Origin of the sequence: Bifidobacterium asteroides, assembly GCF_009683175.1 — a bacterium.
GTDB classification, from domain to species: Bacteria; Actinomycetota; Actinomycetes; order Actinomycetales; family Bifidobacteriaceae; genus Bombiscardovia; species Bombiscardovia asteroides_H.
The window spans coordinates 732,754-758,703 of sequence record NZ_WKKW01000001.1 but is presented as its reverse complement, the minus strand read 5'-3'; the positions used below and the strand labels follow the sequence as shown (position 1 = coordinate 758,703).

Genomic DNA, 25,950 nt, shown 5'->3' with positions numbered 1-25,950 from the left:
AGTTCTGTACTGCTCATTCCACCATGCTATTCATCGGGAGAAGGTATGCTTAGGTTGGAATAACTCAGTAAATCAGAGGAGTTTGTATGAGCATCCGTGTAGCTATAGCGGGCGTGGGCAACTGCGCTTCCTCGCTGGTACAGGGAGTCGAGTATTACAAGGACGCCAAGGATGATGACAAGATCCCCGGCATCATGCACGCCAACTTCGGTGGCTACCGCATTCGTGACGTGGAGTTCGTGACCGCCTTCGATGTGGATTCACTCAAGGTCGGCAAGGACCTGAGCGAGGCCATCTTCGCCTCGCAAAACAACACCTACAAGTTCTGCGACGTCCCCAACAAGGGCGTGGAGGTCCTGCGCGGGCCGACCGGCGACGGACTGGGCGAGTACTACAAGAAGATGATCACCGAGTCGGATGCCGAGCCCGTGGATGTGGCCCAGGTCCTGCGCGACAAGAAGGTCGATGTGCTGGTCTCCTACCTGCCCGTCGGCTCTGAACAGGCTGACAAGGCCTACGCCACCGCCGCCATCGAGGCCGGTTGCGCCTTCGTCAACTGCCTGCCTGTCTTCATCGCCTCAGACCCCGAGTGGGCCCAGAAGTTCCGCGATGCCGGCCTGCCCATCGTGGGTGACGACATCAAGAGCCAGGTGGGCGCCACCATCACCCACAGGGTCATGGCCCGGCTCTTCGAGGATCGCGGCGTGCGTCTGGACCGCACCTACCAGCTGAACGTGGGCGGCAACATGGACTTCATGAACATGCTGCAGCGCACTCGTCTGGAGTCCAAGAAGGTTTCCAAGACCCGTGCAGTCACCTCCATCGTTCCTCACGACATGGATCCCCACAACGTCCACATCGGTCCTTCCGACTATGTGGCCTGGCTGGATGACCGCAAGTTCGCCTTCGTGCGTCTGGAGGGCACCACCTTCGGTGATGTCCCGCTGAATCTGGAGTACAAGCTGGAGGTCTGGGATTCGCCCAACTCGGCCGGTATCGTCATCGATGCCTTGCGCGCCGCCAAGATCGCCCTGGACCGCCACCTGTCCGGCCCGGTGCTGGCACCCAGCTCCTACTTCATGAAGTCGCCCGCTGTCCAGCATGAGGACAACGAGGCCCGCCAGCTGGTCGAGGATTACATCGCCGGCAAGGTGGAGGGTGACGAGAGCGCCCTGGATGCCGATGTCAAGGCCGCAAAGGAGAACGGCAAGGACGTCTGGCACGCCTGAGTAGAACTCCGCCAGTTGCTGTCAGGCATCTGATATGAGCATGTGGCCGGTCCCTCCTTCGGGGATCGGCCACATGCTGTTTATATCTTTGGTTTTTATATAGTTGGATCGTGGATTTGAACCGGCGGGCTGCAGGCATAGTGCCCAGCCCGCCGATCGCTGCTCTTGATTCTCAGACCATGGCCAGGTCAAGCACATTCACTGAGGCCGGTTCCAGACGGACCGTAATTTCACGTCCTTCGGAGATGCCCGAGACATCGACCTGGCGAGCCCTGACCTGGTCCGGGTCGGATCGGGTATTGCAGGCATGTGGATCCTGTGCAGAAAGGCTTTGCATGCCCGCAGGACGCACAGGCTCGGGCAGGGTCAGCGTCGCTTCGGCGGCTGAAGCCATGTCGGTGTTGACCAGGTCCACCATGATGTGTCCGTTCTTGACCGAGGCAAAGACGTGCAGGGCCGGGTTGTCGGCCTCCGGCAGGCTCTGAATTGCGCGGGCCCCCTGGTGGCACCGGTACATCATGAAGACGTCGTAGTTGGGGGTCAGGATGGTGGCGTCGTCCTCGGTCAGGATCAACGAGTTGAGGACGTTCAGGGTCTGGGCATTGCAGGCCATGGACACCTTGTCGCATCTGGACTGAAGGATATCCAGCGTCAGAGCCGATGTGACCGCGTCGCGTATAGTCACCTGCTGCCGGAGCGCCGGACGAGCCGTGAAGGCATCGCCATGCCAGTTGCCCCATTCGCCCATGACCAGGTCGACCCTTGTCAGCCTGGAATCCATGGTGCTCTCAGGGTGGGGCATGGTGGCCAGGCAGGCCTGCATCAGATCCCACTGCTGATCGATGACCTCACCGAGCTCAAGGGCGCCTTGAATCACACGATTCCAGCCGTCCTGATCAAACTGAGTGGAAGTGTCGTCGGGGTGGTCGATATTCCAGTTGTAGAAGTGCAGGTCGTAGGCGGCGATGGGCGGCTGGCGGTACTGGGCCAAAGCCTGGAAGAAGTCCCTGGTCCAGCGCACCCGTTCCATAGGCTTGTTTCCGTCTGGGCCGCAGGCGATGGGCCGGATCATCGGGGGCTGATCCCCGTTCTCGGCGAAGGTGGGCATGGCCGAGGCGAACAACCGATAGCGGTCCGCGTACATGGACGGGGTCATCGTCCCCCCGCCGGCCCAGGGCTCGTTCCCCAGACCCCAGAACTTCACGCCATAGGGGGAGGGGTGGCCGTTGGCGGCCCGCATGGCTGACATGGCCGTGCCCGATGGACGGTTGCAGTACTCCATCCAGTCGCGCATCTCGGCCACGGATCCGCTCAGCATGTTCACGTTGATCCAGGGTTCGGCGCCAATGGCCTGGCACAGGCGGAGGAACTCGTCGGTGCCGAAACCATGCCCGTCAGGTTGGTAGGTACCGAAGTTCTCGTTGTATCCCACCGGACGCTGATTGCGGGGCCCGACCCCCTGACGCCAGTGGTAGGTGTCGGCATAGCAGCCGCCGGGCCAGCGCAACAGGGGAGGCTTCAGTGCTTTCAGGGCCTTGAGGGCGTCCGTACGGATGCCGTCGGTGTTGGGAATGGAGGAATCCGTGCCAACCCATAGTCCCTGATCGATGCACTCGCCGAGGAATTCGATGAACTGGCCGTGCAAGTAGGGGCTGATGGTGCCGGTGGTCAGGCGCGGGTCGATATGGATGCTCACTGTTTGGACTCCTTACTTGATGGTGCGGATGCGGCTGATGAAGATGCAGGCCAGCAGCACCAGGACGATGGCGGTGGGAAAGACCAGCTGGTAGGACTTGGTCACCGAGACGATCAGCGAGGTCACCATGGGCCCCACCATCTGGCCCAGGGTGGTGGCGATGTTGAGGATGCCCAGATCCTTGCCGGCCTCCTCGGCATTGGGCAGAACGTCAACGTTGAGCGCCTGATCGACCGACCCGTACATGCCGTAGCCGAAGCCGCCGATGGCGGTGAACAGAATCATGCCCAGGGGGCTGTGGATGATCCAGGGCATGGCATAGCCCAGGGCCAGAAGCAGGCTGGCGATGACCACGGGCATCTTCCTGCGGCCGATCCTGTCGGAGATCGGGCCTGCTCCCAGGGCGGCGATCATGGAGACCACAATCAACACCAGGGACATGGTCGACATGGTGGCCGCCGAGTCTTTGACGGACTGGCCCATGTAGTCCTGAAGGATGAAGAGCTGGTAGTTGAGGATCATGTAGTAACTGAACAGGAGCAGTGAACGTCCCACGAAGGCCATCCAAAAGTCGGGCGCGTGGCGAGGCGGACGGAAGGATTCCAGGATGGAGCGCAGGCTGCTGCTCAAGGCGGGCATGTCCTTGGAAGAGGGTTCCTTGGGCCAGATGACCACCGTGACCAGGCCGGCCACGCCCATGACCAGGCCGGACATGATCCAGCCGGGAATCTGCATGGTGATAAAGCGGGCGCCGACCAGGGTGCCCAGGGAGTTGCCCACCAGATTGCCTGCCGATATGAATGCCGACATGGTGGCCCGCTGTGATTCAGGAACACGGTCGGACAGGGAGGCGACCACTGGCGAGATCATCATGTTCAGGCCGACCATGGCCAGGCAGTAGAAGATGCCGATGGCCCAGACATTGGCGATGACGCCCATGAGGAAGAGCGAGATGCCGGCTATAAGGCCGCCGGAAACGACCCAGGGGGTTCTGCGGCCAAAGATGGAACGGGTCCTGTCGGACAGGTTGCCCACGATCAGGTTGGACACCAGGGAGGTCAGGGCCGTGGTGGCGTTGAAGACCCCGGATATGGCCACCTTGGACCCCGGAGCGATGTCGGTCAGGCGTTGGGGCAGCAGGACCGAGGCGACGATGGACAGGGCCATCATCCAGAACAGATTGAAAACGAAGAAGGCAATGCAGTATCGGCTTTTAGCTGCGGTGCCGAGCTCCTGCCTGCCTGCTGAATCGGCTTGTGTCATTATCCGACTCCCTCTCTTTCGGTGCGTCTGTGCACAGTGGGGAAGCGCCGTGCTTCCTGTATTGTTTTATATCTTAAATATATGAAATAAGCAAGAGGGCAGGTCCTTGTGGGCGGTTCCGTCAAGGGAGCGTCTAGAGAAAGGGGCTATGTACGGCCTAGGACGGTCTGTCGGCCAACGGTATGATGATTCTGATGAGTGATGCGAATAGGAAGACCACCAGTAGGGCGGGCGGAGATCAGGTCGGACGCCTTCCGGGCCGCCCGATCGGCGCCCGTCAGCGGATGGCCCCTGATGAACGCCGCAGACAGATAGCCCAGGTCGCCGCCCAGATGATCGCCTACTACGGCACTTATGGTGTCTCCATGCAGGCCATTGCGGATGCCGTCGGTCTGACCTTGCCGGGACTGCGTCATTACGTCCGCACGCGCGAGGAGCTGCTCTCCCTGGTCATCCAGGTCTACTACGACCAGGGTTCCTTCACCTTTGGGTCCAAGCCCGGCGAGCGCGATGAGCTGGCCATTGGTCGAGACCGGGAGGGGCATCCCCTCTATTCGCTGCCGGGTTATCTGCGTCGTCTGATCAAGGAGAACGCCGAGCGTATGGTCCTGGTCATGCTCTTCATGCATTTGGCTGTGGAGGCTCACGATCCGGCTCATCCCGCACATGAATACTACCGTGATCGTCATGCCCGGATGATCGACTTTATGGATGGGATCCGTTGGAAGCTGCCTGAGCCCTATCAGGATCGGTCGGCCTTCCATCGGTTGATTAGAACCGTTTATTGCACCATGGATGGAGTGCAGATCCAGGCGCTGACCAATCCCGACGACGACATGATCGCCCTGTGGACAAAGGCGGAACCCATTCTCTTCCCGTCACCCCAGTGGGATCATTGCCGCTAGAGGGTCGGCAGGAATCGGGTTCTGTTTCAGTCCTTGGCGGGGCCTACCAGGGGAGCGATCCGCTTGTCCCAGGCATCCAGGGCTGAGTTGATGACCTGGTGCATGTCGTAGTAAGCGTAGGTGCCCAGGCGGCCGCCGAAGACCACCTTTGGCTGCTGGGCTGCCAGTTGCTTGTACTGGGTGTAGAGGGCCCGGTCGTCGCTGGTGTTGATGGGGTAGTAGGGCTCATCGCCCTTGCCGGCGAAGCGGCTGTATTCCTCCCAGACCACGGTGCGCTCATGGTTCTGCCGGTCGTAGCGTTCGGGGTTGAAGTTCTTGAACTCTATGGCGCGGGTGTAGGGCACGTCAGGATCCGAGAAATTCATGACCGGGCAGCCGAAGTGGTCGTCCTCGTCGTAGCGGCGCTCCTTGAAGTCCACGGTCCGCCATTTGAGCTCGCCCAGACGGTAGTCGAAGTAGCGGTCAACCGGGCCGGTGTAGACCACGGGGACCTGTCCCACCAGAGCATCCCGATTCCAGGGCTGGGAGTTGTCGAAGAAATCGGTCTTCAGGCTCACCTGGATGCGGGGATCGTCGATCATCCGCTCGAACCAGGCGGTGTAGCCGTCCTTGGGCAGGCCCTCCCATGTGTCTTTGAAGTAGTGGTTGTCGTAGTTGAACCGCACCGGGAGCCGCTTGATGATGGAGGCGGGCAGCTGGGAGGGGTCGGTCTGCCATTGCTTGGCCGTGTAATTCTTGATGAAGGCCTCGTATAGGGGGCGACCGATCAGAGAGATGCCTTGGTCGTTCAGGTTGCCCGGGTCGGTCCCGGCCAGCTCGCCGGCTTGCTCCCGGATCAGTTCCCGGGCCTGCTGGGGGGTGTAGTGGGCGTGGAAGAACTGATTGATGGTGCCCAGGTTGATGGGCAGGGGGTAGACCTCGCCCTTGTGGGTGGTGTAGACCCGATGGGTGTAGTCGGTGAATTCGGTGAAGCGATTGACGTACTCCCAGACCTTGCGGTTGGAGGTGTGGAAGAGGTGGGCCCCATACTTGTGGATTTCGGCTCCCGTCTCCTCATCCATGTAGGAGTATGCATTGCCGCCGATGTGGTCGCGCACGTCGATGATCCGTACCCGGGCCCCGCTGTGCTCGACCGCCTGCTGGGCCACGGTCAGACCGAACAGGCCAGCGCCCACAATCACCAAATCAGCATCCATGTCAGCCATTCGTCTTAAGCCATCCATCCCTCGTCGCTGTGATGCCGGGCTGACTATTATCTATTGCCAGGTTCCGGCATGATCCGTGATCAACCGCTGGAGTACGGCGATCCTGTTGCCTACATGCTAGCGGACAGGTCGGGTCAGGGAAGCTGTGGGCGGCAATATCGACCGAATACGCACCTGGCATGGGTGGATCGGCGCTTTCCGGTGGACAAATGGAGCCCGTCTGCTATCATAGTGACTTGCTCTCACGTGGCGTTATGTCACCCAATCCCCCCAGGGCAGGAATGCAGCAAGGGTAAGTGGCCTCTGGCGGGTGCGTGGGAGTTTTCCATGTTTGGCTTTTGGCTAGGGGTTGTCCTGATGCGTGGTTGGCATCGGCGGCATCCACTGCCACGCAAGAGGCAAGGGCGCAACTATGACCGATCAGAATATTCCCGTTTCAGTATCGTCATTCATCGAGCGGGTGACCGATTTATGCGGGGACCGGCATCCGGCTTGGGCCAGGGTTTTCCAGGAGGCTTTCGCCAACACGCTTTCAACCACGGTCAGGAGGGAGGATGACGGCACTACTTTCCTGCTCACTGGAGACATACCGGCCATGTGGCTGCGAGATTCCACGGCGCAGGTACGTCCCTATCTGGTCATCGCACGCGACGATGACGATATGGCTGCCATGATATCGGGCCTGGTCAGAAGGCAATTCGCCTACATCTGCATAGATCCATATGCCAACGCCTTCAATGAGACCCCTTCAGGGGCTGCCTGGGATCCCGATGACCGGTCGGACTTTGCCAGCCCCTGGCTTTGGGAGCGCAAGTATGAGGTGGATTCCCTCTGCTATCCGGTTCAGTTGGCCTGGCTGCTCTATCGCAACACGGGACGGACGGACCAATTTGACGCCAACTTCATCAAGGGGGTCCGCCGAATTCTGGATGTCTTCGAGCTGGAACAGGATCATGCCCGCTCGCCTTATTTCTTCATCAGGAAGACCGATCTTGCCCAGGATACTTCGTCCGAAGAGGGTCGTGGCCATCCGGTGGCTCCGACAGGGATGACCTGGTCGGGTTTTCGCCCCAGCGATGATGCCTGCACCTACAACTATCTTGTTCCCTCCAACATGTTCGCTTCAGTGGCCATGGACCTCCTGAAGCGAATCTTTACTGGCCCCTTGGATGATGCAGGGTTGGCAGACCGTGCAGACAGGCTCGGCCGCGCCATCCGCCTGGGCATAGAACAGCATGGGATCACCAGGAATGCGGCAGGGAAAGCCATCTATGCCTATGAGGTGGATGGACTGGGCGGGGTCAGTGTCATGGACGACGCCAATGTTCCCAACCTGATTTCGGCTCCTTATATAGGGTTCTGTACCTTTGACGATCCGATTTATCTGGAGACGCGTCGTACCTTGCTCAGCCCGGAGAATCCATACTACTACGAAGGATCCTGGGCCAAGGGAATCGGATCCTCCCACACTCCAGCCGACTATGTCTGGCCTATAGCGCTGGCCATGGAGGGACTGACAACCAAGGACCATGACGAACAGGGCAGAATATTAGACATCCTGGTTCAAACCGATGCCGGCACTCATCTGATGCATGAGGGATTCGACGTCAACGATCCGAGCAAGTACACCCGCCCTTGGTTCAGCTGGGCCAATATGATGTTCTGCGAACTTGCCATGGACTATTTCGGCATTCGGGTCGAACAGTAGCTTCGGCTCAGACCGCTGCTAGAGCGATTCAGCTGTGACCAGCCTGGCAATCCCGCGTTCTGCCAGGTAGGCAGCATCGTTCGCGCGATCCTGGTTAGTGAATAGGGGGGATTCGCCTGAGTCTGCGTCATTCATCCAGGCTTCGAAAATACGCCCGCCAGGTGCGCAAGCACTTCGGATTTGCGACATTCCCTCTGGGTCCGAGGGGAGGACGATGGCGACGCGATCCCGATTTGCGTTGCCACCGTCCTGCCGGTCATTCGGGAGGTTGTGGATCTCCTCGGCCAGACTGGCGAAGAGTCGTCCGATCTCCTTGACCTGTCCTTCCTGATCAATCAGCCCCAGGTCATACTCCAGATCCGGGAAGTCGGCCAGGCTACGGTTCACGTCATGGGAACACCACCAGGTGATGCCGAACAGATCCTCGGCCTGCGCCATCCTTCTGACGGATTCCTGCATGAAGGTTGGTGCTTGGGCGGCGGTCATGACGTTGAGCGGGGCACCGATCTCCTGGGCCCAAACTTGCCGATGGGCTTGATCCTCGTAGGCTTTGGCCAGTTCAATCAGGTAGCGGCCGTGGTTCAGACACTCCGGGCTGACGGGCCCGTATTTGCTGGCGACGCCGTTGAATACCCAGGCATGGACCGTAGACAGGCTGCCGATATGCCCCTGCTGAACCGGGGTGAAGGCGTGGCCGGGCAGGTACCAGACCGCATCGTCTTCGCTATGGACCAGAATGCGATGGTCCTGCTCAGCACGGGCAGCCAAAGGGCTGATCAAGGCGTCAATCCAGGCTTCGACCTGCTCGCTGGTCGCCGTCATGCCCAGTGGGTGCGCTGTTCCAAGAAACTGGTTGCACTCGTTGCCCACTGTCAGCCCCCGGAACCCGTCCAGGTCTTCAAGGCTCCTATAGACCTGGAAGATCAGGTCGGCCTCGGCCTGGACGGTCGGTTCGTCAGTGAATATGTTCCTGGCATGCCATGTGGTTACCCAAGAAGGCAGGAAGTCGAAGCTTGACAGGTGCCCCTGGATCACGTCCACGAAGGAGTCAAGACCACGTTGCCCGGCCATGTCGACCATTTGATGCAGGTCGTCCAACCCTTGACGATTGATCATGGTTCGGTTGGGTTGAAGGATTGGCCAGAGGGGGAAGACCCTGATGTGGTCTGCCCCCAGAGAGGCAATCTGGTCCAGGTCCCGGCCGATTGCCTGCCAGTCAGGGTTCAGCCAGGTATGGAACCATCCGTGTGAGGGTGTGTAGTTGACGCCGAATCTCATCCCTGCTTACTCCTTGACTCCGCCGGTCTCCACGCCGTCGAAGAAGTAGCGTTGGAAGGCCACGAAGAAGATGATGATTGGGATTAGGGCAATGACGGCTCCGGCTGCAATCAACCGCGGATCGGTGACGAAGGCGCCCTTGAGCTTGTTCAGTCCGATGGTCAGGGTGTACTTGGACTCGTCTCCGATGACCACCAAAGGCCACATGAAGTCGTTCCATGCTCCCACGAAGGAGAAGATGGCGACTACCATCGCCGTGCCTCTGACTTGGGGCAGGCAGATGTGGATGAACCTCTGCCAGACATTGGCGCCGTCCACCTCGGCCGCCTCTTCCAGTTCGTGAGGGATCGAAGCAAATGCCGTCATCATTAGCAGGATGTTCATGGCTCCGCACAGTCCGGGCAGGACGACTCCCAGCAGGGAGTTGTTCAGGTGTAGTCCCCGAATGGTCAGGAACTGCGAGACCAGAACGGTTTCGCCGGGGATCAGCATGCATCCGAAGATGAATCCGGCCACCAGCTTCTTGCCGGGGAACTTGAGCCTGCCCAGGGCATATCCCGCAAGTGTGGCCGTCACCAGATTGCCTACGACGTTGATGATGGTGACGATCAGCGAGTTGAGGGCATAATGCAGAATCGGGATCTGATGAAAGACCCTGATGAAGTTGTCCCAGGTGAAGTCCTTGGGGATGAAATAGGGCGGGATGGCGTAGATGTTGTCTCCGCGTCCTTTGAAGGCCAATGAGACCTGCCAGATGATGGGACCCACCAGAAGGATGAACAAGACGGTGCATGCCAAGTACCGGATGACGGTCCCCGGGGTGATTCTGTTCGCGCGCATCAGTTGTCCGCCTTCCTCTGCACATAGAACTCGATTGAGGTGATGATGCCCAGGATGAAGAACATGATGATGCTCAGGGCGCTGGCATAGCCGGTTCTGGCGGTCAGACCCGTGCCCTCGCGCATGATCAGCATGGACATGGTGACGTCCTTCCCGCCCATTCCTCCGGTGCCGCCGGTAAGCATGTAGACCTCATTGAAGACTCGGAAGGCTGCGATGGATGAAAGGAGCAGGATGAGCACCATGGTCATCCTGCAGCCGGGCATGGTCACCGAAATGAACTGGCGAACCGGACCGGCTCCATCGATGGAGGCAGCTTCGTAAAGGCTGTCGTCTATGTTGGCCAGAGCTGCCAGATAGATGACCATGTAGTATCCCAGGCCTCCCCAAATGGTGACCAGCATGGCGCTGAAGAGGAGCAACCAACGATCCTGGAGGAAGGGAATGGGTTCTTTGATCCACTTCAGGCCCATGAAGATTGCGTTGACCAGGCCCTTGGCGCTCATCATATTGGTCCAGATCAGTCCTGATATGACCGATCCGGCTACTGCGGGCACGTAGAAGGCCGTCCTGAAGAAGCTCATGATCTTAGTCTTCTTATTGACCAGTACAGCCAGGATAAGAGGCAGTATTACCATGCAGGGAGCCATGCATAGGGCGTAGATCGTTGAGTTCAGCAGGGCTGTGTGAACCTTGGTGTCGGCCAGAACGGCCGAGTACTGGCTAAGTCCCACGAATTTCCCTGTACGCAGGAGCGTCGAATTCGTGAAAGAGAGCCGGATCGTGTTCAGGAACGGATAAATCGTAAAAACCAGGGTAAAGATGATGGGAATGATCAGGAAGAGCCAGGGGGACCAAGGCTTCATGGTCGAAATGGACCTTGAGCCCTTACCCTTCTGTGGCTGATGCTGATCAGCATCATGGGCGGGGGTCACACGGGCCCCCGCTTTCTGGTTGGCGGCCAGGCTCATTGGGCCAGCCTGTCGTTGGCGTCCTTGACGGCGGTGTCCAGGGCCTGCTTGGCAGAGATCTGCCCGATGACGGCCTGCTGAAGCTGCTCGCCCAGTTCATCCAGGTCGGACTGGATGAACTGTGGAGGATCCATGACCTCGCCGTTCTTGATATTGGCAGCCAGCATGACCAAGGTCTTGGACTCGAGGCTCCCATCATCCTTCCGGAAGTAGGGGTCATCCACGCCCTTGGCTGTGGAGGGGAAGGTTTGGGAGCTCTTGGCGAAGTCCACCTGGTTGGTGTTGTTGGTCACGAAGGCAGCGAACTTGTGGGCGGCGTCCTTGTGCTTGGACTGTGAACTCACAGCCAGAACCTCCGCATTGAGGCTTTGATGCCCGCGTGTGATGGCTGGAGCCACGGCAAGATTCTTATAGATTTCGGGCGCATTCTGCTTGAAGTCCTTCAGGTCGTACATGAAACCGCTGCGGGTGGCTACAGATCCTTGCTTGAACAAGTCAGTGGTTTGCGATCCCGACGCGGCGACGGCCTCCTTGCTCATCATGCCGTCCTTGTACATATCGACGTAGTGCTGAACCAGCTCCACGCCCTTGGGCGAGTTGAAAGTGAACTTGGTCTGGTCCTTGTTCATGATTTCAGCGCCGTACTCGCCGAAGGTGCCGATGGTGGGCAGAGCTGCGGACCACTGGTACTTGCCCTTGCAGGTCGCGGCCATCTGATGGGAGGCCTCGAAGTAGGATTCCCAGGAGTCCGGCAGCTTGGCTGTGTCCATGCCGCATTCGGTCAGGATCTTCTTGTTGTAGAAAGTCGGACCAAGCGTCAGGTACCAGGGGTATGCATAGGCTCCGTCGTCGCCGAAGCCCTTGAAGGTCACGCTCTTCCAAGTCCCCTTGGTGTACTCCTTTTCGATGTCCGGATTGGCTTTGGAGACATTGTCGATGGCTCCGGACTTGGCCAGGATGTATGCATCCTTGGGCATCATGTCCATTACGTCAGGCAGCTGGTTAGCAGCGGCATCGGTCGAGAGTTTGTTGGCGTATCCGTCGCCGGGTTGATCGATCCACTTGACCTTGATGCCGGGGTTTTGCTTTTCGAACTTGGCAATGAGCCCGTTGAAGTAGTCCTTGTAGACGCTTTCAAGGTTTTTGGTCTGGAAGCTGATCGTGCTGTTTTCCTTGTCGGCGCTCTTGTCTGACGATCCGCAGGATGCCAGTCCTGTCATCATGGCAAGAGCCCCGCAGGCTGCTATGAGTTTCGTGATTCTGGTCGTATTCATGATTGCGTTTCCTTTCCTAACTATCGGTATATGAGGTGAGGTACTTGGTCAGCGGGTCACTCGCAGGGTGGCGAGCTGGAAGGGGGAGAAGACGAGTTCGGCTGAACTGATTGCTGAACCGTTAGGGCAGGTCAGGGCTTTATGTTCGTCAGCGGGCAGGTTATCACCCTCAAGAGTGTCCGTTTCGCGCACGACGGCCCCGGCGAAGGTCGAGGAGGGTTTCAAACGGACCTTGGCGGTGGATCCAGCCGCCTCGTAGAGGCGTAGGATCAGGTCTCCGCTCCCGTCGTCAGCCAGTTTGATCCAATCGATGACCACGGTTCCTTCCAGGGTGTCCAGGGTCACCGGCGGCTCGATTCCGGGCACGTCGTTCAGGATCGGCGCGTTGACCCGATTGGCCTCGTCCAGGGTGTCGGCCAGGTTGTTGCCGGCCGAGACGGTCCAGTGGAAGTCGTGAATGCCTGTATCCGTGTCCGGGTCGGGGAAAATCGGCGATTCCAGAAGAGACAGCCTGACCATGGTGCCGGATGGTTCGTTCGAATCATTCCGAAGCGGGTAGGCATCGGCTCCGTAGGTGCTGGCGTTGACCACCGACACGGCTTGGCGCGAATCCGCGATTCGGACGAATCGATGTGTGCAGCTTTCGAACTTGGCCTCGTCTCCAGGCGTGTTCTTGGTCACAGGCCGATTCACATACCCATACTGGCATTCGAACTGGCCCTGGTCTGCGATGATTGAGACTGGCATGCGGACCTTCAGGAAGCGCTCCTTCTCGCGCCAGTCGATCCGAGCTGAGAAGTCCAGGGAGCTTGACCCGGGAGACAGGCTGATCATGGTGCGGAAGCTGCTGGTTCCGTATCCGGCCTCTACAGTGACTTCGGCCGAACCGTTCTGATTGACTTTCGCTTGGACGATCCTGGAGTCGGTCACGGTCTTCCCAGTCAGGAGCGCATCGCGCTCGATATCCCAGGCATCCCACATGGAGGGTTGATCGATGAAGAGCTCATAGACGCCCATGGTCTCGCCCTCGGCGACCATTTCTAGGTTTCGGGCTGTATCCACGCAGGAGGTGACTGCCCCGGCGGCATTCAGCCGAACCCGCAGGAACCCATTGTCTAGCAAGCAGCCTTCTTCGGTCTGGGTGAGGTTGACTGCCCGACCTTGACGGATTGGGGACTGTGGAGTCCAGGAGCCGCCTGCCTGCGCAAAGGGAAGCAATTGCGCCTGAGGCAGGATCGGAAGGTCGGGATGGTTTGCCGTCAGAGCGTCGCAGGCCGATCGGATCAGGGTTTCAAGCTTGGCTAGGTCTCGCTTGTAGGCCTCCCGGGCCTGGCGATGCACCCAAGCGATGGCTGATCCGGGCAGAATGTCATGGAACTGGTTGAGCAGGAGGGTCTTCCAGATCCGGTCGAGGTCCTGGCGGGGATAGACGTATGACCCTCCGTCCAGCGCCGCCATGGCGCATAGATACTCGGCCATGCGCAGAAGGGACTCCTCCTGGCGGCATCCCCGCTTCATGTCCTGTTGAGAGGTCAACGTTGCCCGGTGGAGTTCCAGATAGAGCTCGCCCTTCCAGACCGGCATCTCCGCTCCGGCGGTTGCCGGCATTTTCCGGCCAAGAGACTCGAAGAACTCATCCGGAGTGCCGATGGTCACCGGCGGCACCCCTTGCAGATCAGCGAATCTGTGGACCCGGCCCAGCATCTGCCTTGTAGGACCCCCGCCGCCATCGCCGTAGCCGTACAGAATCATGGCCTGGTCCGAAAGGTCCTTGTCCTTGAAATTGTGCTCTGAGTACTGCAGTTCCTTGGCGCTAACCTGGGCCCCATAGGTGTCGGAGGGCGGGAAATGGGTGAGGATCTGCGACCCATCGATTCCTTGCCAGAGGAAGGAGTGATGGGGGAAGCGGGTGGTGTCTGACCAGGCGATCTTCTGCGTAAGGAACCACTGGTAGCCGCTGCGCCGGGCGATTTGCGGGAAAGCGCCGGTGTAGCCGAAGCTGTCAGGCAGCCAGATTCCCTTGGGGCTAAGTCCGAACCTGTCCCGGAAGTACCGTTGTCCGTAGGATATTTGTCGGATTAGGGATTCACCGCTGGGCAGCATACCGTCGGATTCAACCCACATGCCTCCCACGGGAATGAACCTGCCCTCGGCTACTCGTGCCTTGACCCTGGCGAACAGATCCGGGTAGCCTTCCTCAAGCCAGGCATATTGCTGGGCGGAGCTCATGGCGTAGGTGAATTCCGGATCCTCGTCCATCAAAGCCAAGACATTTGAGACGGTTCTTGCCACCTTGCGGCGGGTTTCCCTGACGGGCCAGAGCCAGGCGGAGTCTATATGGGCGTGACCTATGGCTGTGTGTCTGAGCCCAACTTTTTCGGCAGGAGTCGACAGCACCTTGGCCAGGGCTTGACGGGCTGGGCCTACGGTCTGGGCTCTGTTCTGGTCGTCATAGAGGTTCATGGATGCCTGGAGGGATTTGGCCAGCGTCCAGTACCAAAGAGAGTCCTTATCCTGGATGCCGATGAGTTGGCTGACTGCATCCAAGTCGGCCCTGTAGGCATCCAGCTGTCGGTCATGCAGGCAGACATCCGCTTTTCGGAAGGTATAAGGCTGGTCGGGCCTGCCTGTAGGCCCAGCGCCGAGTTCAGTCCTGGCGAACGACGGTACTCCCAAAATGACAGGGTTGCAGGCTGCTTCCAGGTAGAGGGTGAAGGAGCCATCGGCAGCAATGGCTGAATCGACTCCGGCTGGGCCTATCAGAGGTACCCAGGTGTTCAGCGGATGAACGGCCTTGATGACCGTCCCGTCAGGTCGAAAGACCATCCCTTCTATGTGCCCGCCTACGAAATCGGGATGCCAGCCCAAATCGATGTTCAATTCAATGGGCCGGTCGGGCACAGGGTTAAGCATGTCGACGGGTATCTTTCCCTTCAGCTCAAACCAGGTGGTTCCCCAGGTGGTCCCCCAGGTGGTACCGAGTCTAAATGGTTGGAATTCCGCTCTTCCGTTGCGCGCGTCCTCCAGAAAGAGCGCCGGTGGTATGGGTTCTCCGGGATTTTCGTGGCTGCGGACCTGGCATGTCGACAGGGCCGTGTCCACATAAGGGCTGACGCGTTGACGAATTACGCGTTCGCACTTGGTAAGTTCTCGCTCTACGTTGAGATACATGACGCTCCTTAGAGTCTGCTGGAATACGCCAACACCGCGCTGACCGCCCCCGGCTCCAATGCTGGCGAATAACTGCCATGCTAACATCTTTTGTTAACATTATACACAAATTGGGGCGAGTTGATGATTTCTCTTAGACAGCGGAATCAGGAAGATGGTTGATTGGCAGGGTTGGTTTCCTTGTATATTGCCGTTTTGTCCGCTGAAATATAGTAAAGATGGTGAATTGAACGCGTTAGTCGGACGGGGTGTCGGCTGTCGACCCAGGGGTTGGATAGAGTCTTGAGGTATGACCAACAAGCGCGAGCAGGGCGAAGCACAACAGACCTGGTACCGGAGCCCGAATGAGCAGACCGAAGAGGATGGCAGTCATGTTGACCGGGATCCCCTGACTTCTCGCCCACGGATTTCAGCCCTGGTCCTGTGCCTGGTCTCCGGACTGGTCTGCCTGGGTCTGGCGGCTTTGGTCTGGTGGGCGGCCGTCTGGACTGTTCCCGGGCAGACCTACGACGACATGGCCCTGGCCAACTTCCGGGGTTTTCTTGACCAGGTGCCCCTGGTCAAGTCTTATCTGCGGCTGTTTACCATTCCTTATGTGACCGTGGCGATTTGTGTGGTGCTGGGTCTTGCAGCCCTGGCGGTGGTACTGGCCCGGCGCCGGCGGTGGCTGCTCGGTCAGGTTGCAGTTTATGCTCTGGTGGTCTACGGGGCGGCACGCATTCTCAAACGCTTCCTGCCACGCCCTGTGTTGATCCATGCTCAGGCTTCTGCAGCCAACTCAGCTCCCTCGGGACACACCATCCTGGCTCTGGCGGTGGTACTGGCCCTGCTCTGTGTGGTGCCGCGCATTTGGAGGGCCCCGGTCGCCTTGGTGGGGTTCGCCTTTGATTTGTCCGTGGGCTGTTCGCTGGTACAGGGCGGCTGGCACCGCCCCTCAGACGTGGTCATGGGCATTCTTATTCCGGCTGGTCTCTGCCTTATTGCTCTGGCCGCCACCCGTGGCACCGGGATGGACGTTCCTGGGACCAGAATGTCCTCAGCTTCGATTCAGATTGTCTCCACTCTGATGCTGGTAGCAGGGTTCCTGGGGATTCTCTATGCCTGCTATGTCATCTGGCAGGTCAGCCCCGGTCTGGAGATCGGCGCCCGGTGGACGGCCTACGGGGTTCACTGCTCGGCTGTCATAATGATGGCTTCGGTTCTGTCGCTGACCTTGGGACTGGTTCTGGCGATGAGACAGATCACAGCTTCGCCTCTGACCAGGATGGGCCTTGTTGGTCGGCCTCCGGCTCCGCCCCAAAATGACTGAGGTTGATTTTGGGCGTACTGAACACATCTGATTCATCCACCATCAAACTCGGGGATCCACACCCGTGCACATGACCCCTTGATTTGCACTGTGGCGGAACCTCGTGAGTAAGATGGCGTGCGAAAGACCACAATATAAGGAGAGGCCATGGCATCCGGCAATAAGCTCGTCATTGTTGAGTCGCCAACCAAGGCAAAGAAGATCGGCGGGTACCTGGGCAAGGGCTACACGGTGATGGCTTCGGTGGGCCATATCCGCGACCTGGCTCAGCCGTCGCAGATCCCGGCCTCCCAGAAGAAGGCCTACGGCAAGTTCGGCGTAGACGTGAACGATGGCTTCAAGCCCTACTACATTGTGGACGACAAGAAGAAGCACACGGTGTCCGAGCTTAAAAAGGCGCTGAAGAACGCCGACGAGCTCTACCTGGCCACTGATGAGGATCGCGAGGGGGAGGCCATCGCCTGGCATCTGGTCCAGACCCTTAAACCCAAGGTGCCGGTAAAGCGCATGGTCTTTCATGAAATCACCCCAGAGGCCATCAAGAATTCGCTCAAGCACACCAGGGACGTGGATGCCCACATGGTCGATGCCCAGGAGACCCGCAGGGTCTTGGATCGTCTCTATGGCTACGAGCTTTCACCGGTACTCTGGCGCAAGGTGGGTCCGGGGCTGAGCGCCGGGCGTGTCCAGTCTGTGGCGACCCGGCTGATTGTGGAGCGCGAGCGTGAGCGCATGGCTTTCGTCAAGGCCTCCTACTGGGATCTGCTGGCGCGTCTAGTGCAGGAGGATACCGGGGAATCGGCGTCGTCTGGCGGTTTTCAGGCGCGGATGATCAGCCTGGGGGAGCAGCGGCTGGCGGGTTCCAAGGACTTCACCTCCAAGGGTCAGCTGACGGAAGCGGCCGCCAAGGAGCAGGTCCTGCAGCTGGATGAGAAGCACGCCCGGAAACTGGCTGAGAAACTGAAGGATGGGGACTTCACGGTGACGGGTATGGAGACCAAGCCATATCGGCGGCGCCCCCAGCCCCCCTTCACCACGTCTACCCTTCAGCAGACGGCGGGCAACCGGCTGGGCATGAGTTCGCGGGCCACCATGCGCGCTGCCCAGGGGCTCTATGAGAACGGGTTCATCACCTACATGCGTACCGATTCGGTCACCCTCTCTCAGGAGGCCATTGCCGCTGCCCGCAAGGGGGTTGAGCGTGAGTACGGGGCCGAGTACCTTTCGGCCGAGTCCAAGCAGTATGTGACCAAGACGGCCGGTGCCCAGGAGGCCCACGAGTGCATCCGGCCCGCCGGTTCCACCTTCCACAGGCCCCAGGATCTGGCCGACCGTCTGGCCCCTGACCAGCTCAAGCTCTACACCCTGATCTGGCGTCGCACCCTGGCTTCGCAGATGGCCGACGCCACCGGGTCCACAGCCACCATCCGTCTGTCGGCGCAGGCGGGCAAGGAGGGTACGGCCCTCTTCCAGGCTTCAGGCACTGTCATCAAGTTCCCTGGATTCCTCAAGGCCATGGGCGCAGGCTCTGAGCAGACTGATGAGGGTTCTTCCTTGCCCCCGGTCCGGCAGGGGGACGTGCTTCGTGCTGTCTCCGTCGATCCCGAGGGTCATGAGACCCAGCCGCCGGCCCGTTACACCGAGGCATCTCTGGTCAAGACCCTGGAGGCCAAGGAGATCGGCAGGCCTTCCACCTATGCCAGCATCATTTCGACCATCATCGATCGCGGATACGTCTACGAGCGCGGCCGTGCCCTGATCCCCTCCTGGCTGGCATTTTCGGTGGTCAGATTGTTGGAGACCAACTTCCCCAAGTACGTGGACTACCAATTCACGGCGCAGATGGAGAACGGCCTGGATATGATCGCCCATGGCAAGGAGCGAGGCAAGGACTGGCTGACCCGGTTCTACTTCGGCTCGGGCCCGGGTGCCGCTCAAAACGCTGACCAGGCTCATCAGGGCCTGCAGGAGCAGGTGGCCCAGCTGGGAGACATCGACGCCCGTAAGATCAACACCATCGAGATAGGCGATGGTCTGCAGGTGAGGGTCGGCCGCTATGGTCCCTATCTTGAAGATACGGCTAACCTGGATGCCGACGGAAACCCTAAGCGTGCTTCGTTGCCGCCCACCATGGCTCCGGACGAGCTGACTGTGGCGGCGGGCCATGAACTGATTGCAGCCAACGCCGGCGGTCCCCGTCAGCTGGGCAAGGATCCACAGACCGGCGGTCGCGTCGAGGTGCGCAAGGGCAGATTCGGGCCCTATGTGGCTCTGATCAGCCCTGAGGAGGAAACGGCCGAGCAGAAAAAGCCGTCCGGCAAGTCTGCACGGACAACCAAACAAACTACTGGTCCTAAGCCCAAGATGGCATCGCTCTTCAAGACCATGGATCCGGATACGGTCACCTTGGAGGATGCTCTGAAGCTGCTCAGCCTGCCTAGGACGGTGGGCAGCATCGAACTGACTGATGCCAAGACGGGAGAAACCAGCCAGGCTACCGTCACAGCCAGCAACGGCCGCTATGGTCCCTATCTGACGGCCACCAAGACAGACGGCGGCACCGAAACACGTTCGCTGACAGACGAGGGGCAGATCTTCACTATCGACCAGGCCGGGGCCAAGGCCCTTTTCGACCAGCCCAAGTACGGACGGCGTTCCCGGAGCGCGGCCAAGCCTCCTCTTCGTGAGCTGGGTACGGACCCTGACAGCGGCAAACCCGTCACCATCAAGGACGGGTTCTACGGCGTCTACATCACCGACGGGCAGACCAACAGGACCCTGCCCAAGCAGTACACGGCCCAGTCCATCGAGCCGGAGGTGGCCTTCCGTCTGCTGGCAGAGAAGCGCGCTGCCGGGCCCGCCAAGCGGCGCGGCCGGACCACCCGCAAGTCGACCACGCGGAAGTCGACGTCCAGCAAATCCGCAGCAGCCAAGTCGACCACGCGCGCCCGCAAAACCACAAAGAAGACTAAAACCACCAGGACTTCCAAGACTAGGGAGCATCAGGCATGAGCGATGGTTTGTTCATTTCCTTCGAGGGCGTGGATGGTGCAGGTAAAACCACCCAGGTCCAACAAGCACACAACTATCTGCAGGAGCGTGGCCTGCGATCCCTGGTTACCCGCGAGCCAGGCGGCACCCCTGTCGGATTGACCATCCGAGAACTCGTCCTTCATGGCTTGGCTGCCTTTCCCTCGGTCGCCGTGACCGGGGGTACCGATGTGGTTGATGCCTCCGATGATCTGGCTCCCAGGACCGAAGCTCTGCTCTATGCGGCGGATCGGGCTGAGCATGTGGCCCAGGTGGTGCGTCCGGCTCTGGATCGCGGAGATATTGTGCTCTGCGACCGTTACCTGGATTCCTCAGTGGCCTATCAGGCCGGAGGTCGTGATCTGTCAGTGGATGTGATTCGTCGGCTGAGCCTCTGGGCCAGTCAGGGTTTGTTGCCCAGGCGCACCTATCTGCTGGACGCGGATCCGTCTCAGTCCAAGTTGCGTCTTGATCATGAGCCCGATCGGCTGGAGTCGGCTGGCGATGACTTCCAGCAGCATGTGCGTCAGGCATTTCTGCAGCTGGCTCAGAGGGAGCCCGACCGGTTCCTTGTTATCGACGCCACCCAATCCATCGACCGGGTCTGGCAGATCATCCAGGACGATTTGGACAAGTTGGTCGAAGGACGCGAGCCAGATCTGCCTCAGGTCGACGATGAACTCCCGGATGTCGATGATGACACTGACGACACTGACGCCCAGGACGATGCCGACGAAGATGAATCAACGGCAGGATATGAGGACGATGAGCAGGGTGCCGAGCCGGACTGGACCGATGCTGCGGATACCTTCGATCAGGCACCGGAGGCTGAAGTTGACCAGGACGACCAGTCCTTGGAGGCAGGGACAGTCGGCGGTGACGCAGATGATGATTCGGTTCCTGTAGGTTCCCGCGCTCGCTGGCTGCTCCGGTCCCGGCTCCTGCGGAAGAGCCGATGAGCGTCTGGGATGCCATTGTGGGCCAGCAGCCCACGGTCGAGCTACTCAAGCGGACGGTGGCCGCGCAGGCGCAGGGCCATGACCAGGTGGCACAGTCCTGGCTGATCTGTGGCCCTCCTGGTTCAGGTCGCTCCAATCTGGCCCGGGCTTTCGCGGCAGCCCTGATCAGTCCGGATCAGGGATTGAGCGACCAGCCTACCCGCGTCACTCAGCAGGTTCTGGCCGGAACCCATCCGGATGTGACCATACTGTCCACCAACAAGGTCACCATCGGCATCAACGAGGTCAGGGAGCTGATCATGACCTCCGAGCAGATGCCCTCAACCTCACGTTGGCGGGTCATCATCATCGAAGATGTGGACCGGATGCTGGAGCGGACCACCAATGTGCTCCTCAAAGAGATCGAGGAGCCGGCCGAGCATACCATCTGGCTTCTTTGCGCACCCAGCGCTCAGGACGTGTTGCCCACCATCCGTTCAAGAACCAGGGTGCTCAACCTGGCGGTGCCATCCAACACTGCAGTGGCTGATTTCCTGACTAATCAGGTGGGGGTGGACCCGCCCCTGGCCGCCAAGGCTGCCCGTCTGGCCCAGGGGCACATCGGCATCGCCCGTCTCTACGCTACCAGGGATCAGGTTCTGGCCGACCGTGATGAGCTGGTCGTGGGCCTATTGGGCCTTAGGCGTGCTTCTGATGCCGTGATCCTGGCTGGCCGGGTGGTGGATGCGGCCCGGGATCAGGCCACCGCCACCGTGGACGATGAGGTGGCCAGGGACGAGCGGGAGTTTCGGCAGATCAACGGGCTTAGGGACAAAGAACGTATTCCACGGCAGCTGCGTGGGGCCTATCATGCCCTGGGCGGCAAGGATCAGGTTCGCCGTCGGGTCACCAGACTGACCCGGGATGTGCTGGACCGCAACCTAAGCACCCTGGCCAGCGTCTATCGGGATGTGGGCGTCCTGCAGAACGGCGCCGAGGAAAAGGCCGGCCTGGTCAATTTGGAAAATCGGGCGGCAATTGCCGATCTGTCCGTCAGGCTCTCCAGGCAGGGGGCCATCGACCGCATTCAGCTGATTGCCCGGGCTCGCAGGAGGCTGGCTGCCAACGGTTCGCCGCTCCTGGTCTTCGAGGCACTCTTCTGCACTCTGCTGGTCTGAGTATGAACTTGACCTCGTCGGGTGGGCGGGCGAGAATCGAATCATGAGGATTATCACTGATTTCGGCACTATTCCCGATCGGTACGCAAAGCGCGCCCCTCAGTCCCTTACCCGCAAGGGACGTCCCGTAGTCTCCTTCCCCTTCCGGCTCGAGGATGTGCCTCGGGAGGTCCGCTACCTGCACTGGATGCTGGTGGACCCTGACTCCGTGCCCGTGTGTGGCTTCCCCTGGATTCACTGGTCCCTGGCCAACCTGCCCGTAGACGCTCTGGCTGCCCTGCAGTCTGATGTGGGCGGAAGCTCCGTTTTGGCCATTCCCGAGGACTTCTCCAGAAACGTGTCTAATCTGATTCCCGGCGTGCCCCAAGGACGTACCTCGGCGGCCTCGCCCCTGGTCATGGAGGAAGAGATCGCCGACGATCCCGCCGTGCTTATGCGTTATAACGGCCCCACGCCTCCAGACCGGGCTCATGACTATGTGCTGTCGGTCTGGGCCACACAAGAGGCGTTGCCCGGTCTGGAGGAGGGGTTCTGGCTCAATGCCCTGGCCCATGCCATCCATTCCGCCCAGCCTGTGGCCGCAGCAGCTCGGGCCTGGCTGCCTGCCGATGCATGAGGATTTGATTTAGCACACATCCTCTGATATTGGGGCTGATATTGGGGTTGTCTGGCACTAGAGTGAGGCCATGCCCCAAGTGCGCAGATGGACGTCATCCCTGTCTACACACGCAGTCGGTTGGACAAGCATCCTCCGACCTCCGGGCTGGTGATGACAGTTGACCGCGACCAGATAAAAGGAAGACGCTTACATGCCCTGCACCACGCTTCTGATAGGCAAGAATGCCAGTTACGACGGGTCCACCATCATCGCTCGGAATGAGGATTCAGCCAACGGAGAGTTCCGTCCCAAGCGTTTCGTCCTGGTCACTCCCGACCAGCAACCCCAGCACTACCGCAGCGTGATCAGCCACCTGGAGATGGATCTGCCCGAGGACCCCATGCGTTACACTTCGGTGCCCAACGCCGTGCTCGATCAGGGGCTCTGGGCCGAAGCAGGCGTCAACAGCGACAATGTGGCCATGTCAGCCACCGAGACCATCACTACCAACGAGCGTGTTCTGGGTGCCGATCCGCTGGTGGAGTTCACCCCTGCACAGGGCCGTCCCGGCGATGAGGGCTACCTGGCCGAGGTGCCCGGAGGCATCGGCGAGGAGGATCTGGTCACCATCGTCCTGCCTTATATCCACTCGGCACGGGAGGGTGTCCTGCGGCTGGGCTCCCTGTTGGAGCGCTATGGCACCTATGAGATGAACGGTATCGCTTTCAGCGACGTGGACGAGATCTGGTGGATGGAGACCGTGGGTGGCCACCATTGGATAGCCAAGCGTGTACCCGATGACTCCTATGTGACCATGCCCAACCAGCTGGGCATCGACGAGTTCGATCTGGATGACGCCTTCGGAGACCAGACCGACCACCTCTGCTCGGCCGACCTGCGGGAGTTCATTGCCGACAACCACCTGAACCTGGCTGTGGAGTCGGCCTCGCCCTTCAACCCCCGTGATGCCTTCGGATCCCATAGCGATTCAGACCATGTATACAACACGCCCCGGGCCTGGTATATGCAGCGTTTCCTCAATCCCTATGACGAGATTTGGGATGGGCCGGACGCTGATCATGCCCCCACCAGCGACAACATCCCCTGGTGCCGCCAGCCCGAGCGTCTGATTACCGTGGAGGATGTCAAATACTTGCTCAGCTCCCACTATCAGGGCACGCCCTACGATCCTTATGGGCGGACCGGCGACGAGCACACCAAGGGGCTCTACCGGCCCATCGGCATCAACCGCAATGACCAGCTGGCCCTGATTCAGCTGCGCCCCTACCGGCCTGAATCCTGCCGGGCCATCCAGTGGATGTCCTACGGGTCCAACGCTTTCAATGCACTGGTTCCCTTCTATGCCAATGTGGAAAGAACGCCTGATTATCTCGCCAACGCTACGGATCGTGTCTCCACCGACAGCCTCTATTGGTCCGATCGGCTGATCGCTGCACTGTGCGACTCGGCCTTCGCCGGCACTTCAGCTGCAGTCGAACGCTACCAGCAGAGCGTTGGAGGCGAGGGCCATCGTCTGATCGCCGCTGCGGACGAACAGGTGGCCAGGCTGGAGGGCGCCGACAAGGGCACGGACAACCCCGAGGTCCGTCAGGTCCTGGAAGCTGCAAACCAGGACATGGCCGACCGTCTGCGCAAGGAGACCGATGACCTGCTGGGCCAGGTGCTTTATACGGTCAGCATGGGCATGCGCAACGGATACCATCTGTCCGACAACTGAGCCATCCGATCGACAAGGATCATAAAGGAGGAGAGCCACATGACAGGCTTCGACGATTACGTCAGGCCATATGGCCTGTTTGACAAGATCGACGCCTTCGGCTACCTGAAGGATCTGCAGGATCATCCGGATATGCCGCGCAAGCATGGCCAGGTGCTGCTGGTTACCGCAGACACCCCGCTGAAGGCATCGCGTGGGGAGGGCAAGACCACCACCACCATCGCCCTGATTGATGCCCTGCGCGCCCGGGGAGTGGATGCTGCGGCCGTCCTGCGCCAGCCCAGCATGGGCATTACCGCTGCCGGATCCAAGGGTGGCGCCTCTGGTGGCGGCAAGTCCTCCCTGACTCATCCTGAGCTGGTGGACTGGGGTCTGTGCGGGGAGATGGCGGCCATCGAATCCGCCCAGAACCTGTTGGTTTCCTTTGCTGAGAAGGCTGTGGACGAGGGTCGGTTGGACACTGTTCTGGTGCCCCGAGTCAGCGAGGTGCCCTCGCGGTCCCTGCGGCAGATCACTGTGGACCGAGGCAAGGGCGACCTGCCTGAGCGGACCGTGCTGACGCCCACCTGCGAGCTCATGCAGATCGTGGTGCTCTCCAGGAGTATGGAGGAAATCGAACGGCGCGTGGCTGCCATGGTCGCGGGAACCCTGGATGGCCGCCCGGTCACCTTCGGAGAGTTTGTGGACCTCTGGCGGATCACCGGCATTCTGACCGATGCTGTCAAGCCAGCCTTCACTCAGACCTTGGAGGGCTCCCCGGTCTACGTGCATGGCGGGCCATTCGCCAACGTCTCCATCGGCATTCCCAGCCTGGTGTCCGTGGAGATGGCCTGCGCCCGGCATGACGTGGTCGTCGTCGAGGCGGGCTACGGAGCCGATGCCGGCGCCCAGAAATGGCTGGACATCGCCGCCCGCGAGTATGGGGCCCAGTGGCCGGCCGCCGCCGTGGTCGTCACACGTGCCACCACCTGGCGGGACGATCCCAGGCTGAGCTGGCGCTATCCCTTCCACGTGCATCGTCTGGAGGGACTGGGCATCCCCACCTTCCCGCTGATCAACCTCTGGGAGGGCGAGGACGACCAGGTGGATTCCTTGCGGGAGACCGCCGATGGTCTGGGCTTCCGCAGGCCCATCGCGGGTAACCTCTTCCGTGATGGAGGCAAAGCCCTTGAGCCTCAGCTGGACGATCTGATCAAGGCCTTGCAGGAGCCCACGAATGCCCAGGCAGATACAGCCAGCCTGCATGATATGTCCGTGCCGGATCGGATCCGTTGGATTGCCCAGAGCGCTTACGGCGTGCCGGCTGATCGGGTCGTCGAGCGTGAGGGCTTCCAGGACAGCCTCCAGGCGGCCTCCGACCTGTGCAGCAAGGCAGGCATCTCCCTCGAGGATCTGGTGGTGGTTGCGGTCAAATCGCCAGCTACCATGACCGACGATGACCGGGCCGACCAGGACAAGCGCACGGTCACCCTGAAGAAGGTCGAGGCCCATACGGGTGCCGGCCTCCTGCAGGTGAACCTGACCACCTCCTTGACCACGCCCATGCCCAAGATCGTCTAAGCAGGCTATGCATGGATTCGGCAGACCTGTGACGCGCCGTGTTGCGGGCCTGCCGAAAC

17 protein-coding genes, 1 other RNA gene and 1 pseudogene are annotated in these 25,950 nt (G+C 60.2%); 11 read left to right on the top strand and 8 right to left on the bottom strand.

Annotation, left to right across the window (positions count from 1 at the left end; translation table 11 throughout):
* The first annotated feature begins 86 nt into the window (after nucleotides 1-86).
* On the top strand, nucleotides 87-1,229 hold the full coding sequence (locus GKC41_RS03290; protein WP_154312905.1) for an inositol-3-phosphate synthase: 1,143 nt from the start codon (nucleotides 87-89) through the stop codon (nucleotides 1,227-1,229).
* Nucleotides 1,230-1,401: 172 nt separating this feature from the next.
* Here the strand turns inward: GKC41_RS03290 and GKC41_RS03285 are convergent, their stop codons facing one another.
* Both GKC41_RS03285 and GKC41_RS03280 read right to left on the bottom strand, forming a co-directional pair.
* On the bottom strand, nucleotides 1,402-2,925 hold the full coding sequence (locus tag GKC41_RS03285) for an alpha-N-arabinofuranosidase (RefSeq protein ID WP_324612017.1): 1,524 nt from the start codon (nucleotides 2,923-2,925) through the stop codon (nucleotides 1,402-1,404).
* Nucleotides 2,926-2,937: 12 nt separating this feature from the next.
* A complete protein-coding gene (locus tag GKC41_RS03280) occupies nucleotides 2,938-4,188 on the bottom strand; it encodes an MFS transporter (RefSeq protein WP_154312904.1) in 1,251 nt (416 codons plus the stop codon).
* 194 nt (nucleotides 4,189-4,382) lie between these two features.
* Between GKC41_RS03280 and GKC41_RS03275 the strand changes: the two genes are divergently transcribed.
* Nucleotides 4,383-5,093 carry a TetR/AcrR family transcriptional regulator gene (locus GKC41_RS03275; protein ID WP_154312903.1) on the top strand — a complete coding sequence of 237 codons (711 nt, stop codon included), beginning with the start codon at nucleotides 4,383-4,385 and terminating at the stop codon, nucleotides 5,091-5,093.
* 26 nt (nucleotides 5,094-5,119) lie between these two features.
* Here GKC41_RS03275 and glf read toward each other — a convergent pair whose 3' ends face one another.
* Entirely contained in the window at nucleotides 5,120-6,298 is a 1,179-nt protein-coding gene (gene glf / locus GKC41_RS03270; RefSeq protein ID WP_154312902.1) for a UDP-galactopyranose mutase, read from the bottom strand.
* Between the two features lie 236 nt (nucleotides 6,299-6,534).
* Between glf and ffs the strand changes: the two genes are divergently transcribed.
* Nucleotides 6,535-6,625, top strand: an RNA gene (ffs, locus tag GKC41_RS03265) — signal recognition particle sRNA small type.
* 85 nt (nucleotides 6,626-6,710) lie between these two features.
* Complete coding sequence (locus GKC41_RS03260; protein WP_154312901.1) at nucleotides 6,711-8,006, top strand: glycoside hydrolase family 125 protein; 1,296 nt, start codon at nucleotides 6,711-6,713, stop codon at nucleotides 8,004-8,006.
* An 18-nt stretch (nucleotides 8,007-8,024) separates the two neighbouring features.
* Here the strand turns inward: GKC41_RS03260 and GKC41_RS03255 are convergent, their stop codons facing one another.
* The 5 genes from GKC41_RS03255 to GKC41_RS03235 are packed head-to-tail and all read right to left on the bottom strand — an operon-like array spanning nucleotide 8,025 to nucleotide 15,540.
* A complete protein-coding gene (locus GKC41_RS03255) occupies nucleotides 8,025-9,284 on the bottom strand; it encodes a glycoside hydrolase 5 family protein (RefSeq protein WP_154312900.1) in 1,260 nt (419 codons plus the stop codon).
* A 6-nt stretch (nucleotides 9,285-9,290) separates the two neighbouring features.
* Entirely contained in the window at nucleotides 9,291-10,124 is an 834-nt protein-coding gene (locus tag GKC41_RS03250; protein WP_154312899.1) for a carbohydrate ABC transporter permease, read from the bottom strand.
* Entirely contained in the window at nucleotides 10,124-11,095 is a 972-nt protein-coding gene (locus GKC41_RS03245; RefSeq protein ID WP_154312898.1) for a carbohydrate ABC transporter permease, read from the bottom strand. The genes GKC41_RS03250 and GKC41_RS03245 overlap by 1 nt, the downstream gene beginning before the upstream one ends.
* Complete coding sequence (locus tag GKC41_RS03240; protein ID WP_154312897.1) at nucleotides 11,092-12,369, bottom strand: ABC transporter substrate-binding protein; 1,278 nt, start codon at nucleotides 12,367-12,369, stop codon at nucleotides 11,092-11,094. The genes GKC41_RS03245 and GKC41_RS03240 overlap by 4 nt, the downstream gene beginning before the upstream one ends.
* Nucleotides 12,370-12,417: 48 nt before the next feature.
* A complete protein-coding gene (locus GKC41_RS03235; protein ID WP_154312896.1) occupies nucleotides 12,418-15,540 on the bottom strand; it encodes an alpha-mannosidase in 3,123 nt (1,040 codons plus the stop codon).
* A gap of 289 nt (nucleotides 15,541-15,829) precedes the next feature.
* Between GKC41_RS03235 and GKC41_RS03230 the strand changes: the two genes are divergently transcribed.
* The 7 genes and pseudogenes from GKC41_RS03230 (at nucleotide 15,830) to GKC41_RS03200 (ending at nucleotide 25,891) form a co-directional block, all read left to right on the top strand.
* The gene (locus tag GKC41_RS03230; RefSeq protein ID WP_154312895.1) at nucleotides 15,830-16,849 is read left to right on the top strand and encodes a phosphatase PAP2 family protein; all 1,020 of its coding nucleotides are present in this window, start codon (nucleotides 15,830-15,832) and stop codon (nucleotides 16,847-16,849) included.
* Nucleotides 16,850-16,996: 147 nt separating this feature from the next.
* The gene (topA, locus tag GKC41_RS03225; RefSeq protein WP_154312894.1) at nucleotides 16,997-19,861 is read left to right on the top strand and encodes a type I DNA topoisomerase; all 2,865 of its coding nucleotides are present in this window, start codon (nucleotides 16,997-16,999) and stop codon (nucleotides 19,859-19,861) included.
* Nucleotides 19,858-20,511, top strand: a pseudogene (gene tmk / locus GKC41_RS03220) (dTMP kinase); the annotation flags it as partial. The gene topA and the pseudogene tmk, both read left to right, overlap by 4 nt.
* A 323-nt stretch (nucleotides 20,512-20,834) precedes the next feature.
* Nucleotides 20,835-21,995: a DNA polymerase III subunit delta' gene (locus tag GKC41_RS03215; RefSeq protein WP_154312892.1), complete on the top strand. Its 1,161-nt coding sequence runs from the start codon at nucleotides 20,835-20,837 to the stop codon at nucleotides 21,993-21,995.
* Between the two features lie 43 nt (nucleotides 21,996-22,038).
* Nucleotides 22,039-22,611: a YbhB/YbcL family Raf kinase inhibitor-like protein gene (locus tag GKC41_RS03210; protein ID WP_154312891.1), complete on the top strand. Its 573-nt coding sequence runs from the start codon at nucleotides 22,039-22,041 to the stop codon at nucleotides 22,609-22,611.
* 193 nt (nucleotides 22,612-22,804) lie between these two features.
* Nucleotides 22,805-24,331, top strand: coding sequence for a C69 family dipeptidase (locus GKC41_RS03205; protein WP_154312890.1), 1,527 nt, complete (start codon nucleotides 22,805-22,807; stop codon nucleotides 24,329-24,331).
* A 39-nt stretch (nucleotides 24,332-24,370) separates the two neighbouring features.
* Complete coding sequence (locus GKC41_RS03200) at nucleotides 24,371-25,891, top strand: formate--tetrahydrofolate ligase (RefSeq protein ID WP_154312889.1); 1,521 nt, start codon at nucleotides 24,371-24,373, stop codon at nucleotides 25,889-25,891.
* The last annotated feature ends 59 nt before the right edge of the window (nucleotides 25,892-25,950 follow it).